This is a genomic window from Maribacter sp. R77961 (assembly GCF_044594925.1).
Classification (GTDB): Bacteria; Bacteroidota; Bacteroidia; order Flavobacteriales; family Flavobacteriaceae; genus Maribacter.
Genome location: NZ_CP138991.1, coordinates 213135 through 229831 on the forward strand (window position 1 = coordinate 213135; position 16697 = coordinate 229831).

4 protein-coding genes are annotated in these 16697 nt (G+C 47.3%); all 4 read right to left on the reverse strand.

The window, feature by feature from the left end; translation table 11 throughout:
• Positions 1 to 83 precede the first annotated feature (83 nt).
• Positions 84 to 1259, reverse strand: coding sequence for a gliding motility-associated C-terminal domain-containing protein (locus tag SJY09_RS00930; RefSeq protein WP_396637103.1), 1176 nt, complete (start codon positions 1257 to 1259; stop codon positions 84 to 86).
• Complete coding sequence (locus SJY09_RS00935; protein ID WP_396637104.1) at positions 1260 to 10673, reverse strand: beta strand repeat-containing protein; 9414 nt, start codon at positions 10671 to 10673, stop codon at positions 1260 to 1262. It abuts the gene before it with no gap.
• 242 nt (positions 10674 to 10915) lie between these two features.
• Positions 10916 to 12079: a gliding motility-associated C-terminal domain-containing protein gene (locus SJY09_RS00940; RefSeq protein WP_396637105.1), complete on the reverse strand. Its 1164-nt coding sequence runs from the start codon at positions 12077 to 12079 to the stop codon at positions 10916 to 10918.
• Positions 12079 to 16515, reverse strand: a complete 4437-nt coding sequence (locus tag SJY09_RS00945; RefSeq protein ID WP_396637106.1) for a beta strand repeat-containing protein — start codon at positions 16513 to 16515, stop codon at positions 12079 to 12081. The genes SJY09_RS00940 and SJY09_RS00945 overlap by 1 nt, the downstream gene beginning before the upstream one ends.
• Positions 16516 to 16697: the final 182 nt, after the last annotated feature.

Below are 16697 nucleotides of genomic sequence, written 5' to 3' on the forward strand. Positions count from 1 at the left end.
TCTGTCCGTGTAAAGGTTACAACTAATCTAAAATTAAACAATTAATATCGGCCGTATCAACCAATGCTATTTATTACAGCAATTTAGTTTTGCGTATAACTCGTTAAATATAGATATCCCTGATGTTTTTTCTTGATATCGTTTAATGTTACGATATAAAAATAAATTCCTGAAGCTAATCCTTTATTTCTTGATAATACGCTTGTTACATTAGCAATACCATCAAAAGAATTGTCATATCCTTGTTTGGAATAAACCAGTATTCCATATCTATTAAAAATTTGAAGCGTATTGTTCGGTGAGTTTTCAATGCCTTCAATGACTAGAAAATCATTAATTCCATCCCCGTTCGGAGTCATGTAATAATTGTCTAGTTCTATATTTTCCAGAGTCTCAAGTAAATCGTTGTTTCCGCCTATTGTCAATACGGCATATTCATTTGGAATAAATTCTTCCGAAGTAACGGTTCCATTATCCAAGTTACCTTCTACATTGGTATTTCCTAAATTCACCCATCTTCTTTCTGCAAAACTCCATCCGACTACTTTGAGGTCGGAAGTGAATTCAGCAAGTAAACTTACAAAGCTTTCATCATCCCATGATAAGGTAATTCTGGATGGAATCTCACCGTCCAGATGCCAAAATTCGTAATTGCTTACAGATAAAAATTCGTCTTCTACAGCATTGGTGTCAAACGACGTTCCAAAATAAACCGGACTGTTAGGGTCTTCGTAAAAATAGGCACTCTTGGCGTAGTCATTGATTGCATTAGATTCAAGGACTAATGGTCTAAGCCTATCGTCCATTCCTAATGGAAAAGTAAATGACTGCTTACCCTGAATGGAAGCATAGCCATCTATTTTGGTATTGTCCGATTCACCGATATAAAAGGAGTTAGACAAAAAACTTAGGTTAGTTTCGGATGCTGTTCTTGGAGTAAAAATTGTACCGGCAATAAAATTTAAATTATTCAGAACACCCATGGTATTTTCCAAATAAAAGCCATTATCCACTGCAATTTCAGCATCATAGAATACTGGATTAGAAGTTCCGGATAGTGTGATGGTATTGTCCGTATTATAGAAACCGACGAGACCTAGATTTTGATTAAAAGCGCCATCATTAATTACATTCATGTGGAAACCGACCAAACCAGTATCATGTATTTGGATATTACCATAGTTATGAACGGCATTTTGACCATACACTATTACGGTAAATAAGAATGAAAAAATATGGATTCTAATTTTCGTATTCATCTATAAGTCTAAAATCGTAAACATAAATTCTGAATCAAACCGTGATCTATCGGTACCGCCATTATCATTATCACCAATAATTACTTCAAAAGTTGTAGCTGTCTGATTACTATAGGAAATACCAGGATCATCATTACCTGAACCACCTCTACCGGGCTGTGTTAATTGAATGATATAGTCTGCATCAGATACAACACCGGCAGGTAAGGTTACTCTATATCTTCCTGTGCTTATTCTTGTAGCTGCAACACCTGTTGTGGCGCGGGTAACACCGCCACCTGAATTAATTTTCCCAAAAGCTTTAATAGGGCTAATATTATCTGTCCACTCCGTTCCAGTATTTGTTGCGGTTAATATTTGTCCAGCGGTACCTACAGAATCATTTTCGTCTAGCACTTGGCCATTTAATTCTAAAGATTCGTTAATGGTTACTGTAGTATTTCCAGATGTTTCATCAATATTAATAGCCTCTATACCGCCTACTGTAAGACCTATTTCATCTGCCGCAGGTCTAAACATTCCCGTATTTGTATCGCCTGAAAATCGGTAGGAAGGTTCGCCAGCTGTTCCATTCGAATTCAGTATTCCTTGCGATCTAATAGCTCCAGAAACCTCCAATTTGTTTGAAGGTGTAGCGGTGCCGATACCTAAACGATTGTTGACATCGTCAAAAAATAATTGTGCATTATCCTCTGTAGGAGTTCCGTCGGTATCAGCGAAAAATATAGAGCCTTGTGTGCCTGAAATAGATGGCAAGGTAACAGTATTACCTCCAGTGCCATCAATACTTAGGTCATTACCGGAGATGGATAAATTTTGTATTTCATTGACATCACTTAAATCTCCATCGGCAGAGTTATGTGCAGCAATGGCTGCTATATTGGCTGCAATTGCTGTATCAGCGTCTGATTCATTTAGGTCCACATCTGCTTGTACGGCTGCAATGGCCGCATCCGCATCGGATTCATTCGTATCCACATCGGCCTGAACCGCTGCAATAGCTGCGGAATCGTCAAGAGCCGAGATATCGGCGGATAATGTTGTACCACTTTCTGTAACGTTCAGGTTGGTTCCGTCGAAGTCGACTGCGGAGATATCATCGTCCGTGGTAATCGTTCCTACTTGTGTATCCACATAGGTCTTCACCGCGAGTTCGGTTGGGAACAGGGTGTTGGTGCCGTCGGCCAAGGTAACGTCGGTGGACTTGTTGGCACTATCTTCTTTTAGGGCGATGGCCGCATCGGCATCGCTTTCGTTCAAATCCACATCGGCCTGTACGGCTGCAATTGCTGTATCAGCGTCTGATTCATTTAGGTCCACATCTGCTTGTACGGCTGCAATGGCCGCATCCGCATCGGATTCATTCGTATCCACATCGGCCTGAACCGCTGCAATAGCCGCGGAATCGTCAAGAGCCGAGATATCGGCGGATAATGTGGTTCCGCTTTCGGTAACGTTCAGGTTGGTTCCGTCGAAGTCGACTGCGGAGATATCATCGTCGGTGGTAATCGTTCCTACTTGCGTATCCACATAGGTCTTCACCGCGAGTTCGGTTGGGAACAGGGTGTTGGTGCCGTCGGCCAAGGTAACGTCGGTGGACTTGTTGGCACTATCTTCTTTTAGGGCGATGGCCGCATCGGCATCGCTTTCGTTCAAATCCACATCGGCCTGTACGGCTGCAATTGCTGTATCAGCGTCTGATTCATTTAGGTCCACATCTGCTTGTACTGCAGCAATGGCCGCATCCGCATCGGATTCGTTCAAATCCACATCCGCTTGAACGGCTGCTATTGCTGCGGAATCGTCAAGTGCCGAGATATCGGCGGACAATGTCGTACCACTTTCGGTAACGTTCAGGTTGGTTCCGTCGAAGTCGACCGCGGAGATATCATCGTCCGTAGTGATCGTTCCTACTTGCGTATCCACATAGGTCTTCACCGCGAGTTCGGTAGGGAACAGGGTGTTGGTTCCGTCGGCCAGTGTAACATCGGTGGACTTGTTGGCACTGTCTTCCTTTAAAGCGATAGCCGCATCTGCATCGGATTCGTTCAAATCAACATCTGCCTGTACGGCTGAAATTGCCGCATCGGCATCGCTTTCGTTCGAATCAACATCGGCCTGTACGGCTGCAATGGCCGCAACCGCATCACTCTCGTTCAAATCTACGTCCGCCTGAACTGCTGCGATAGCTGCGGAATCGTCAAGTGCCGAGATATCGGCGGACAATGTCGTACCACTTTCGGTAACGTTCAGGTTGGTTCCGTCGAAGTCGACCGCGGAGATATCATCGTCCGTAGTGATCGTTCCTACTTGCGTATCCACATAGGTCTTCACCGCGAGTTCGGTAGGGAAAAGGGTGTTGGTTCCGTCGGCCAAGGTAACGTCGGTGGACTTGTTGGCACTGTCTTCCTTTAAAGCGATAGCAGCATCGGCATCGGATTCGTTCGAATCAACATCGGCCTGTACGGCTGCAATTGCTGTATCAGCGTCTGATTCATTTAGGTCCACATCTGCTTGTACTGCAGCAATGGCCGCATCCGCATCGGATTCGTTCAAATCAACATCTGCCTGTACGGCTGCGATAGCTGCATCCGCATCACTTTCGTTCAAATCCACGTCCGCTTGAACTGCAGCGATGGCTGCGGAATCGTCAAGAGCCGAGATATCGGCGGACAATGTGGTTCCACTTTCGGTAACGCTAAGGTTGGTTCCGTCGAAGTCGACTGCGGAGATATCATCGTCGGTGGTAATCGTTCCCACTTGAGTATCCACATAGGTCTTCACCGCGAGTTCGGTAGGGAAGAGGGTGTTGGTTCCGTCGGCCAAGGTAACGTCGGTGGACTTGTTGGCACTGTCTTCCTTTAAAGCGATAGCCGCATCGGCATCACTTTCGTTCAAATCTACGTCCGCTTGAACCGCTGCGATGGCTGCGGAATCGTCAAGAGCGGAGATATCTGCGGATAATGTCGTACCACTTTCGGTAACGTTCAGGTTGGTTCCGTCGAAGTCGACCGCGGAGATATCATCGTCCGTGGTGATCGTTCCTACTTGTGTATCCACATAGGTCTTCACTGCGAGTTCGGTAGGGAACAGGGTGTTGGTGCCGTCGGCCAGTGTAACGTCGGTCGACTTGTTGGCACTGTCTTCTTTTAGGGCGATGGACGCATCCGCATCACTCTCGTTCAAATCTACATCTGCCTGTACTGCAGCAATGGCCGCATCGGCATCGCTTTCGTTCGAATCCACATCGACCTGAACTGCTGCGATAGCGGCAGAATCGTCAAGAGCCGAGATATCGGCGGATAATGTGGTTCCACTTTCGGTAACGTTCAGGTTGGTTCCGTCGAAGTCGACCGCGGAGATATCATCGTCAGTGGTAATCGTTCCTACTTGTGTATCCACATAGGTCTTCACTGCGAGTTCGGTAGGGAACAGGGTGTTGGTGCCGTCGGCCAGTGTAACGTCGGTCGACTTGTTGGCACTATCTTCTTTTAGGGCGATGGCCGCATCGGCATCGGATTCGTTCAAATCCACATCTGCCTGTACGGCTGAAATTGCCGCATCGGCGTCGGATTCATTAGTATCCACATCGGCCTGTACCGCTGCGATAGCTGTATCGGCATCGCTTTCGTTCGAATCTACATCTGCCTGTACCGCTGCGATGGCTGTATCCGCATCTGCTTCGTTCGAATCCACGTCCGCTTGTACCGCTGCGATGGCTGCGGAATCGTCAAGAGCCGAGATATCGGCGGACAATGTCGTACCACTTTCGGTAACGCTAAGATTGGTTCCGTCGAAGTCGACCGCGGAGATATCATCGTCGGTGGTAATCGTTCCTACTTGCGTATCCACATAGGTCTTCACCGCAAGTTCGGTTGGGAAAAGGGTGTTGGTTCCGTCGGCCAAGGTAACGTCGGTGGACTTGTTGGCACTGTCTTCTTTTAGGGCGATGGCCGCATCGGCATCGGCTTCGTTCAAATCAACATCGGTTTGCACCGCTGCAATGGCCGCATCCGCATCGGCTTCGTTCAAATCCACATCTGCCTGTACGGCTGCAATGGCCGCATCCGCATCACTTTCGTTCGAATCCACATCCGCCTGAACGGCTGCGATAGCGGCAGAATCGTCAAGTGCGGAGATATCTGCGGATAATGTCGTACCACTTTCTGTAACGCTAAGATTGGTTCCGTCGAAGTCGACCGCGGAGATATCATCGTCAGTGGTGATCGTTCCCACTTGAGTATCCACATAGGTCTTCACCGCAAGTTCGGTAGGGAACAGGGTGTTGGTGCCGTCCGCCAGGGTAACGTCGGTGGACTTGTTGGCACTGTCTTCTTTTAGGGCGATGGCCGTATCGGCATCGGATTCGTTCGAATCTACGTCCGCTTGAACGGCTGCGATGGCCGCATTCGCATCGGATTCGTTCGAATCCACATCCGCCTGAACCGCTGCAATAGCGGCAGAATCGTCAAGTGCGGAGATATCGGCGGACAATGTCGTACCACTTTCGGTAACGCTTAGATTGGTTCCGTCGAAGTCGACTGCGGAGATATCATCGTCGGTGGTAATCGTTCCCACTTGAGTATCCACATAGGTCTTCACCGCAAGTTCGGTAGGGAAGAGGGTGTTGGTCCCGTCTGCCAAGGTAACGTCGGTGGACTTGTTGGCACTATCTTCTTTTAGGGCGATAGCCGCATTGGCATCACTCTCGTTCAAATCAACATCGGCCTGAACCGCTGCAATAGCTGCATCCGCATCACTTTCGTTCAAATCTACGTCCGCCTGAACCGCTGCAATAGCGGCAGAATCGTCAAGTGCGGAGATATCGGCGGACAATGTCGTACCACTTTCGGTAACGCTTAGATTGGTTCCGTCGAAGTCGACTGCGGAGATATCATCGTCGGTGGTAATCGTTCCCACTTGAGTATCCACATAGGTCTTCACCGCAAGTTCGGTAGGGAAGAGGGTGTTGGTGCCGTCGGCCAAGGTAACGTCGGTGGACTTGTTGGCACTGTCTTCTTTTAGGGCGATGGCCGCATCGGTATCGGATTCGTTCAAATCTACGTCCGCCTGAACCGCTGCGATGGCCGCATCGGCATCGGATTCATTCGTATCCACATCTACTTGAACCGCTGCGATAGCTGCATCGGCATCGCTTTCGTTCGAATCAACATCTGCCTGTACGACTGCAATGGCCGCATCGGCATCTGCTTCGTTCGTATTCACATCCGCTTGCACCGCTGCGATGGCCGCAGAATCGTCAAGAGCCGAGATATCGGCGGACAATGTCGTACCACTTTCGGTAACGCTAAGATTGGTTCCGTCGAAATCGACTGCGGAGATATCATCGTCCGTGGTAATGGTCCCAATTTGGGTATCCACATAGGTCTTCACCGCGAGTTCGGTAGGGAACAGGGTGTTGGTGCCGTCGGCCAAGGTAACGTCGGTGGACTTGTTGGCACTGTCTTCCTTTAAAGCGATGGCCGCATCGGCATCGGATTCGTTCAAATCTACGTCCGCTTGAACGGCTGCGATAGCTGCATCTGCATCGGATTCGTTCAAATCAACATCGGTTTGCACCGCTGCGATAGCCGCATCGGCGTCGGATTCATTCGTATCCACATCTGCTTGAACGGCTGCAATGGCCGCATCTGCATCGGCTTCGTTCAAATCTACGTTTGCCTGAACTGCTGCGATAGCTGCGGAATCGTCAAGAGCCGAGATATCGGCGGACAATGTCGTACCGCTTTCGGTAACGTTCAGGTTGGTTCCGTCGAATGCTACAGCGGAGATATCATCGTCCGTGGTGATCGTTCCTACTTGCGTATCCACATAGGTCTTCACCGCAAGTTCGGTAGGGAAGAGTGTGTTGGTGCCGTCGGCCAAGGTAACGTCGGTGGACTTGTTGGCACTATCTTCTTTTAGGGCGATAGCCGCATCGGCATCGGATTCGTTCGAATCCACATCCGCCTGAACCGCTGCGATGGCCGCGGAATCGTCAAGTGCCGAGATATCGGCGGACAATGTCGTACCGCTTTCGGTAACGTTCAGGTTGGTTCCGTCGAAGTCGACCGCGGAGATATCATCGTCCGTAGTAATCGTTCCCACTTGAGTATCCACATAGGTCTTCACCGCAAGTTCGGTAGGAAAGAGGGTATTGGTTCCGTCGGCCAAGGTAACGTCGGTGGACTTGTTGGCACTGTCTTCTTTTAAAGCGATAGCCGTATCGGCATCGGATTCGTTCAAATCTACGTCCGCCTGAACCGCTGCAATGGCCGTATCCGCATCACTTTCGTTCGAATCCACATCCGCTTGCACCGCTGCGATGGCCGCGGAATCGTCAAGAGCAGAGATATCTGCGGATAATGTCGTACCACTTTCGGTAACGCTAAGGTTGGTTCCGTCGAAATCGACTGCGGAGATATCATCGTCCGTGGTAATGGTCCCAATTTGGGTATCCACATAGGTCTTCACCGCGAGTTCGGTAGGGAAAAGGGTGTTGGTGCCGTCGGCCAAGGTAACGTCGGTGGACTTGTTGGCACTGTCTTCCTTTAAAGCGATGGCCGCATCGGCATCGGATTCGTTCAAATCTACGTCCGCTTGAACGGCTGCGATAGCTGCATCTGCATCGGATTCGTTCAAATCAATATCGGTTTGCACCGCTGCAATGGCCGCATCCGCATCACTTTCGTTCGTATCCACATCTGCTTGAACCGCTGCGATTGCTGCATCGGCATCACTCTCATTCAAATCCACGTCCGCTTGCACCGCTGCGATGGCCGCGGAATCGTCAAGTGCCGAGATATCTGCGGATAATGTCGTACCACTTTCGGTAACGCTAAGGTTGGTTCCGTCGAAATCGACTGCGGAGATATCATCGTCCGTGGTAATGGTCCCAATTTGGGTATCCACATAGGTCTTCACCGCGAGTTCGGTAGGGAAAAGGGTGTTGGTGCCGTCGGCCAAGGTAACGTCGGTGGACTTGTTGGCACTGTCTTCTTTTAGGGCGATGGCCGCATCGGCATCGGATTCGTTCAAATCTACGTCCGCCTGAACCGCTGCGATAGCTGCATCTGCATCGGATTCGTTCAAATCAACATCGGTTTGCACCGCTGCAATGGCCGCATCCGCATCACTTTCGTTCGTATCCACATCTGCTTGAACCGCTGCGATTGCTGCATCGGCATCACTCTCATTCAAATCCACGTCCGCTTGCACCGCTGCGATGGCCGCGGAATCGTCAAGTGCCGAGATATCGGCGGATAATGTCGTACCACTTTCTGTAACGTTCAGGTTGGTTCCGTCGAAGTCGACCGCGGAGATATCATCGTCCGTGGTGATCGTTCCTACTTGCGTATCCACATAGGTCTTCACCGCAAGTTCGGTAGGGAAGAGTGTGTTGGTGCCGTCGGCCAAGGTAACGTCGGTGGACTTGTTGGCACTGTCTTCCTTTAAAGCAATGGCCGCATCGGCATCGGCTTCGTTCAAATCCACATCGGTTTGCACCGCTGCAATGGCCGCATCGGCATCGGCTTCGTTCGAATCCACGTCCGCTTGCACCGCTGCGATGGCCGCGGAATCGTCAAGAGCCGAGATATCGGCGGATAATGTGGTTCCGCTTTCGGTAACGTTCAGGTTGGTTCCGTCGAAGTCGACTGCGGAGATATCATCGTCCGTGGTAATCGTTCCGATCTGTGTATCCACATAGGTCTTTACCGCGAGTTCGGTTGGGAAGAGGGTGTTGGTCCCGTCTGCCAAGGTAACGTCGGTGGACTTGTTGGCACTGTCTTCTTTTAGGGCGATAGCCGTATCGGCATCGCTTTCGTTCAAATCTACGTCCGCTTGAACCGCTGCGATTGCTGCATCGGCATCGGATTCGTTTAAATCCACGTCCGCCTGTACGGCTGCAATGGCCGCATCCGCATCGGCTTCGTTCAAATCCACATCGGCTTGTAAAGTTGCTATTGCTGTATCAGCGTCTGATTCATTTAGGTCCACATCCGCTTGAACGGCTGCGATGGCTGCGGAATCGTCAAGTGCGGAGATATCGGCGGATAATGTGGTTCCACTTTCGGTAACGTTCAGGTTGGTTCCGTCGAAGTCGACCGCGGAGATATCATCGTCCGTGGTGATCGTTCCTACTTGTGTATCCACATAGGTCTTCACCGCAAGTTCGGTAGGGAACAGGGTGTTGGTTCCGTCGGCCAGTGTAACATCGGTGGACTTGTTGGCACTGTCTTCCTTTAAAGCGATAGCCGCATCTGCATCGGATTCGTTCAAATCAACATCTGCCTGTACGGCTGAAATTGCCGCATCGGCATCGCTTTCGTTCGAATCAACATCGGCCTGTACGGCTGCAATGGCCGCAACCGCATCACTCTCGTTCAAATCTACGTCCGCCTGAACTGCTGCGATAGCTGCGGAATCGTCAAGTGCCGAGATATCGGCGGACAATGTCGTACCACTTTCGGTAACGTTCAGGTTGGTTCCGTCGAAGTCGACCGCGGAGATATCATCGTCCGTAGTGATCGTTCCTACTTGCGTATCCACATAGGTCTTCACCGCGAGTTCGGTTGGGAAAAGGGTGTTGGTCCCGTCTGCCAAGGTAACGTCGGTGGACTTGTTGGCACTATCTTCTTTTAGGGCGATAGCCGCATTGGCATCACTCTCGTTCAAATCAACATCGGCCTGAACCGCTGCAATAGCTGCATCCGCATCACTTTCGTTCAAATCTACGTCCGCCTGAACCGCTGCGATGGCCGCGGAATCGTCATAACTAGAAAGATCTATACTGGTACCATCAGGATCTCCAGATAAAGTAATTGTGTTACTTGAAAATTGTAAATCCTGAATTTCATTCCCAGCATCTGCATCGGCATCATTCACATTCAAGGTAAGCGTATTTCCATCGGTTATGGCAATATTCCCTGCGGTACCATCTGTGTTTAAGTTCTGAACACTTCCACCAGCGTTAATAACAGTCTCTTCACCAGATTCATTGGTATAGGTGTAAGTTCCGTCTAAATTATCGATCAAGGTTGAAGGTGTTTCTGGAGCTCCATTAAACGTTAATTCTCCTCCGGAACCATCACTAAGGGTAATTGTACCATCACCATTGTCCGTAAAAGAAAATCCGCTTGTCCCCGTTTCCTCGCAAAGATTTTCCCACTCCGAGCCATTGTAAAAGTGAACACATTGTGCATCAATATTATAGACAATAGCACCACGTAAGGGCGTGAGGCTTAACATTTCCGAACTACTTAGTCTTGTTAAGACTAAAGCCTTGTTGCTACTTTCTAATTCTACGATAGAGCCAGCGTCAATAAGATTAGGATTACTGCCTATTTTAACTTGTGCTGCTATAAATTGAACACTAAAGAGAACTACAATTAACCAAAACTGTTTTTTGCGCATTGAAGGGATGTTTTAGGGGATTCATCTTCGCGAGTAAAAATAACCCACAAATAATGGGCTTCCAGATAATTGTTGTCAACGTAGGGAAAGTTGTTGTGAATTGCTTATCAGGGCCTTAAGCTTAATTTTAAAAGACGTCTGGACCGTAAAAAATATGAAATTGAGCTGCTGATAGAAGCTGATAGAAATGGGTTGTCCGGATGGAAAGACGTTAGGGTGAGAACGAAGAAATTATAGTACAATTACCTCGCCAAGTAAAGAAAACCTTGATAGTTTAAATCCAAATCCGCCATGTAAACGGTATAGAAATAAACACCGACGGGCAAACCGTCCTCCTTATTGAAAATAAAATCTCCAACGTTTGCAATACCTACAAATTCATTGGTGTAATTGGTTTTTTCAAAAACCTTTAAACCGTAACGGTCATAAATTTGCACAAGATTATTAGGGGAATCTTCCAGTTCGGGAATAAAGAAAGCATCATTGATTCCATCGCCGTTTACGGAAACAAAATAATTATCTAAACTCAATACCTCCATAGAAAGCGGTTCGAAAGGTACTTTTGAGATACCGAGTGTAATTACCTCATACTCATCTGGGATAAAGGAATCCGAGGTTACAAAACCTTCTTCCAAGGTTCCTGCCACAGGATTTGCACCCAGGTTTTCCCAACGGTTTCCCACTTTACTCCAACCGGCCACAACAACTTTGGTAGCCTCTTCGGTTAGGTTGTCTATGCCACTTCTCACATTCCAGCTTAAACTTACGGCTGATGGTATGTTACCCTCTAAATGCCAAAATTCCAAGTCGCTCACAAAGGCCAGGTCCAAAGCTAATTCTGCCGTATCAAAGCTGCCGTTAAGCGCGCTAGGGGTACTCGGGTTTTCAAAGAAATAGGCGCATCTGGAAAAGGGATTTTCAGTTTCTGAACTAAGTATCAGCGGTCGCAGAAATTCTGTATCCCCAACGGGAAAAGTAAAGTTCTGTTTGTTGGTGATGGCCGCATAGCCATCTATCTTTGTAGCGTTTCCTTCACCATTGTAAAAAGCGTCCTGTAGAAAATTAAAGTTGCTATTCGCTTCGCTTCTTGGGGTTTGTATATCTCCCAATATAAAATTGGTATTGTTGCTATTGTCTATGCCCAGTTCCAAAAATAGGCCCAGTTCCGCAGCGATTTCAATATCAAAAAACTGGGGAACAACGTTGCCTTGAACACTAAGGTTGGAAGTGCTGTAAAACCCTGCGATTCCTAGATTATTGTCAAGAGGGGCATCGTTTATCAAGTTGGTATGAAAACCGATAGCGCCTTCCTCATGAATGCGTAGGTTTCCATCATTGAAGAGCGCCGTTTGCCCATAAGCCCAGATGCTCAGGAAAAATAGCGGTATGTATAGTAAACGCTTCACTACTCTTGTTCTTTTTTAGTTTGTAACAGTTGCTTGATCATGTTCATGTCCTTTTCTAATCGTTCTAGCTTTTGTGACAAGGCCTCTTTTTCAGTATTTAGTTGTTCTATCTTTTTTTCTTGCGCTATGGTATGTAAAAAGAGTTCTTCTATTTTTTCTAGGTTAATTCTAGAAGCCTCACCCAAGTCCCAAAAACCTTGTTTTTTTATTGCTGCGGCTGATTGTATTCCAGGTAGATTATTATTGTTTTTAACAAATTGTTCAATCTCCTCTAAACTTTTGAAAGTATACGCGTCGTTTAAAACTGATGTCCCAGTAAAGTACTTTTGGAAGACGTAATCGGGTATATTCTCAGTTATAGTACCAGAAGCTTGAATTGTACCTTCCGCTCTAATATTGCCATCTACGTGAAGTCTTGCTGCAATTGCATTGGTTGTAAAGCTGGGACCGATACCTACGTTTTGTGAGGCATCAATTCGTAAAGCCTCCGTCGCATCCGTAGAAAAGCCTAATTGATCTGCGGCAATACGATACATTCCCATATTCGTGTCACCGTTGGTATAAAACCCATAACCTGGATTATTTGCGCTACCCTCTGTTGAAGCAAAACCGTTTCTAGCTCTTATCTGCCCGTCTACATCTAGTTTGTCTTCAGGGTTTGGAATACCAATACCAAAATTGCTCGTTGTTCCTATGAATGCGACGGTACTATTTGTAATATCAAAAGTTAAATTGTTTTCATCCAAATCATACGTTCTATCTCCTCCTGTTTGCGTTAAGTCCGCATTTGATAAATTATCACCAGCGGTTATGTTTCCTATCTGTGTATCCACATAAGTTTTTACCGCTTGTTCGGTTGGGAAATCTACATCGGAATTATCGAAAAGCGTACCATCACTAGACTTGTTAGCTGCATCTTCTTTAACTCCAATGGCAGTGGTATTCGCTATTATTGCAGCCGCGTTTGCAGCTGTAACGGTGGTCAGTGCCGAATCATCGTAGAAGGCGCCTCCATCCACCGTGCCTGGCGTAATTGCATTGTTGGCGTCAGTGCTTACTATGGTTCCAGCTGTTGTTTGGTCGTCTACCCATGCATAGGTTCCGTCCACATTGGTGGCTAGTATTTGTCCTGCGGTTGCCGTCGCATCGTCGGGTAGTTCTATTTCGTTATTTGGGTCAATATCAAGGTCCAGTGCATCGGAGGCCGCTATAGCAGTTGTGACATCGGCATCGGTAGCGAAGGTCGCGTCGATAGCTGCATTGGTTAGCAAGGCTCCGGTATCCGTACCCACGGTCAGGATTTGGTCGGCATCTGTACTTACGATGGTAGCTGTTCCGGTTTGGTCGTCTACCCATGCATAGGTTCCGTCCACATTGGTCGCCAGAATTTGCCCCGCGGTTGCAGTTGCGTCGTCGGGTAGTTCTATTTCATTGTTAGGGTCAATATCAAGGTCCAGTGCATCGGAGGCCGCTATAGCAGTTGTGACATCGGCATCGGTAGCGAAGGTCGCGTCGATAGCTGCATTGGTTAGCAAGGCTCCGGTATCCGTACCCACGGTCAGGATTTGGTCGGCATCTGTACTTACGATGGTAGCTGTTCCGGTTTGGTCGTCTACCCATGCATAGGTTCCGTCCACATTGGTGGCTAGTATTTGTCCTGCGGTTGCCGTCGCATCGTCGGGTAGTTCTATTTCGTTATTTGGGTCAATATCAAGGTCCAGTGCATCGGAGGCCGCTATAGCAGTTGTGACATCGGCATCGGTAGCGAAGGTCGCGTCGATAGCTGCATTGGTTAGCAAGGCTCCGGTATCCGTACCCACGGTCAGGATTTGGTCGGCATCTGTACTTACGATGGTAGCTGTTCCGGTTTGGTCGTCTACCCATGCATAGGTTCCGTCCACATTGGTCGCCAGAATTTGCCCCGCGGTTGCAGTTGCGTCGTCGGGTAGTTCTATTTCATTGTTAGGGTCAATATCAAGGTCCAGTGCATCGGAGGCCGCTATAGCAGTTGTGACATCGGCATCGGTAGCGAAGGTCGCGTCGATAGCTGCATTGGTTAGCAAGGCTCCGGTATCCGTACCCACGGTCAGGATTTGGTCGGCATCTGTACTTACGATGGTAGCTGTTCCGGTTTGGTCGTCTACCCATGCATAGGTTCCGTCCACATTGGTCGCCAGAATTTGCCCCGCGGTCGCGGTCGCATCGTCGGGTAGTTCTATTTCATTGTTAGGGTCAATATCAAGGTCCAGTGCATCGGAGGCTGCTATAGCGTCTGTCAGTTCCACATCGGTGGCGAAAATCGGGTTAAGATCAAACGTTCCATTGAATCCACCGTTAGCACCTGTAAAATTAATCTCGGTTTCGGTTAAAAAAGCATTTGTTACCACTCCATCTACTCCACCTGCCGCTAAAATCGTAGCTATTCTTGTTTCAACATAGGCTCTTGTTGCAGCATCCTGTGGTAAGGTAGGGTCTAATAAATCATTAATTTGGCTATTACCCGCACTATTTCCTGTTGTTAACACATCAGCAAGATTTGGAGTGGCCGCATTAAGTAAAGCAATATCAATACCTGTCAAATGTGCTTCTACATCTGCTGTGGCTGCGTTATAGTTTACCGGAGTAGCTGCGACGGTTACTTCATTTGCAACCTGATCATCCAAAAACGAGGTTAAATCAATGGGAGTAGCGTCGTTGGTAAGGGTCAATAAATTACCTGGTTCTAATGTTAATTGTTGTGTATCTGTTCCTCCTGTTGGAAAGTCCGTCCAGGTTACTATACCCGTTGTACTTGTCGTAAGAACTTGTGTGTTTGCCGGTGCGGCTGCGGCCGGTGCAATATCGATTACGCCAATGGAAGCATCCGTTATTTGTGTGGAGCCAATACTTCCTACTCTGAACTGATCGGTAGCGGTACCCAAACCTAAAATTGTGGTACCATCCGCTAGTTCTGTAGATCCTCCACCAGGTCCTGCATTCGTCCAAGTAACGATACCCCCGGCATCGGTCGTTAAAAATGACCCTGGAACTCCCGGTTCTATTTTAAAAGGGTCGGCATTGGTTCCAATACCAGTTATTGTTGTTTGATCTGCTTCTTCCGTGCTTCCCGTGCCACCACCTAAGCCTGCCAAATTTACTGACCCGTTAAAACCACCACCAATACCAGTGAAATTTAAATTGGTTCCTGCAAGAACTACATTGGAGACTACACCATCCGTTGCGCCACCCCCTAAAATCGGAGTTAAATCAACTCCCGCACCTCCAGATATATTTATAGTATTTCCTGTAAGACTCAAATCTTGATTGTCTGTATTTACTGTACCTGCAGGTAAATCTACCGATCCTCCGTTCGTAAGTGATATGGTGTTCCCGACAATGCTCAGTTGCTGCTCGTCCGTATCTATGGTCCCAGGCGGTAAGTTTACCGATCCTCCATTGGTAAGTGAAATTGTATTTCCTGCAATACTGAGTTGCTGCTCATCCGTATTGTCTAAAAAACCATTCAGATTTACTGTGTTGCCTCTTTCAATTTCTAAATTATTTCCTGTTAAATTCAAATTCTGATTATCTGTACCGGAATTATTCAAAGGACCGAGGTCTAGCGTAGTTTCAATTCCGGATTCGATTAAGATAAGATTGTTTCCTTCTAACCGGACATCGGTCAAAGTCTCATTTTGGTCATCGGTATCGGCGTCGTCCAAAATATGAGTTGCGATGCTCACGGTGTTATCATTGATGCTATTCTGTACGGCATCGGTCAAGGTTAAGGGGTCAGCTACCGTTCCTGCACCTGTAATGGTAATTTCGTCACCAGTAGCGCCCTGTAAACCAGATGCGTCTTGCCATAGGACTATTCCATTTTCGTCCGTAGTCAATACTTGACCGGGAACGGTACTTGCTATATCTGTAGGTTGAATACTGCCATCCCTAATTTCTGAACTACCTACGGAATTATCCCTAAGTTCATTAGAGCTTACAGAGTCATCTCCCAACTTACTTTCTCCAATGGAGTTATCCTGAATGTCATCGCCATTGATGCCCCCATCTACAATATTCTCACTTCTAATACTGTTCGGAGCTACCTCTAGGTTTATAGCGGTGCCGTTATCAACAATGCTTATGGTACTTGTAATATTTTCAATGGGGTCATTGGTTAAATTAAAACTTACGGCGTCACAGAGATTAACCCACTGGACTCCGTCAAAATAATGCAAACACTCCGTATCTGTATTATACACAACACCACCCCTCTGTGGTGTAATCGCTTCCATTTGTACGGTATTAACTCTAGTTATGACCAATACCCTAGAAGTACTTTCCAATTCCAATACGGAAGAGGGGTCTATATTTTGGGGATTATCCCCTATTTTTATTTGTCCGGATACGGTAAAAATACCGAATATCGTAAGAAGTGCGATGAGGACTATTGATTTCATACTTAGTGTTTTAAAGCTATTAAGATAAAGGGGGAAACAAAAATAGGATTATCCCTAAAGTAACCTAAGTTTAATGGTCAAAAAATATGATCTTTAGGATAAAGTGAAGGCAATACTCGTTAAAAGGAATTGATGGACTTACGCCTTCCCTTTAATTGAACAGGAATACGGTACTTAAACTA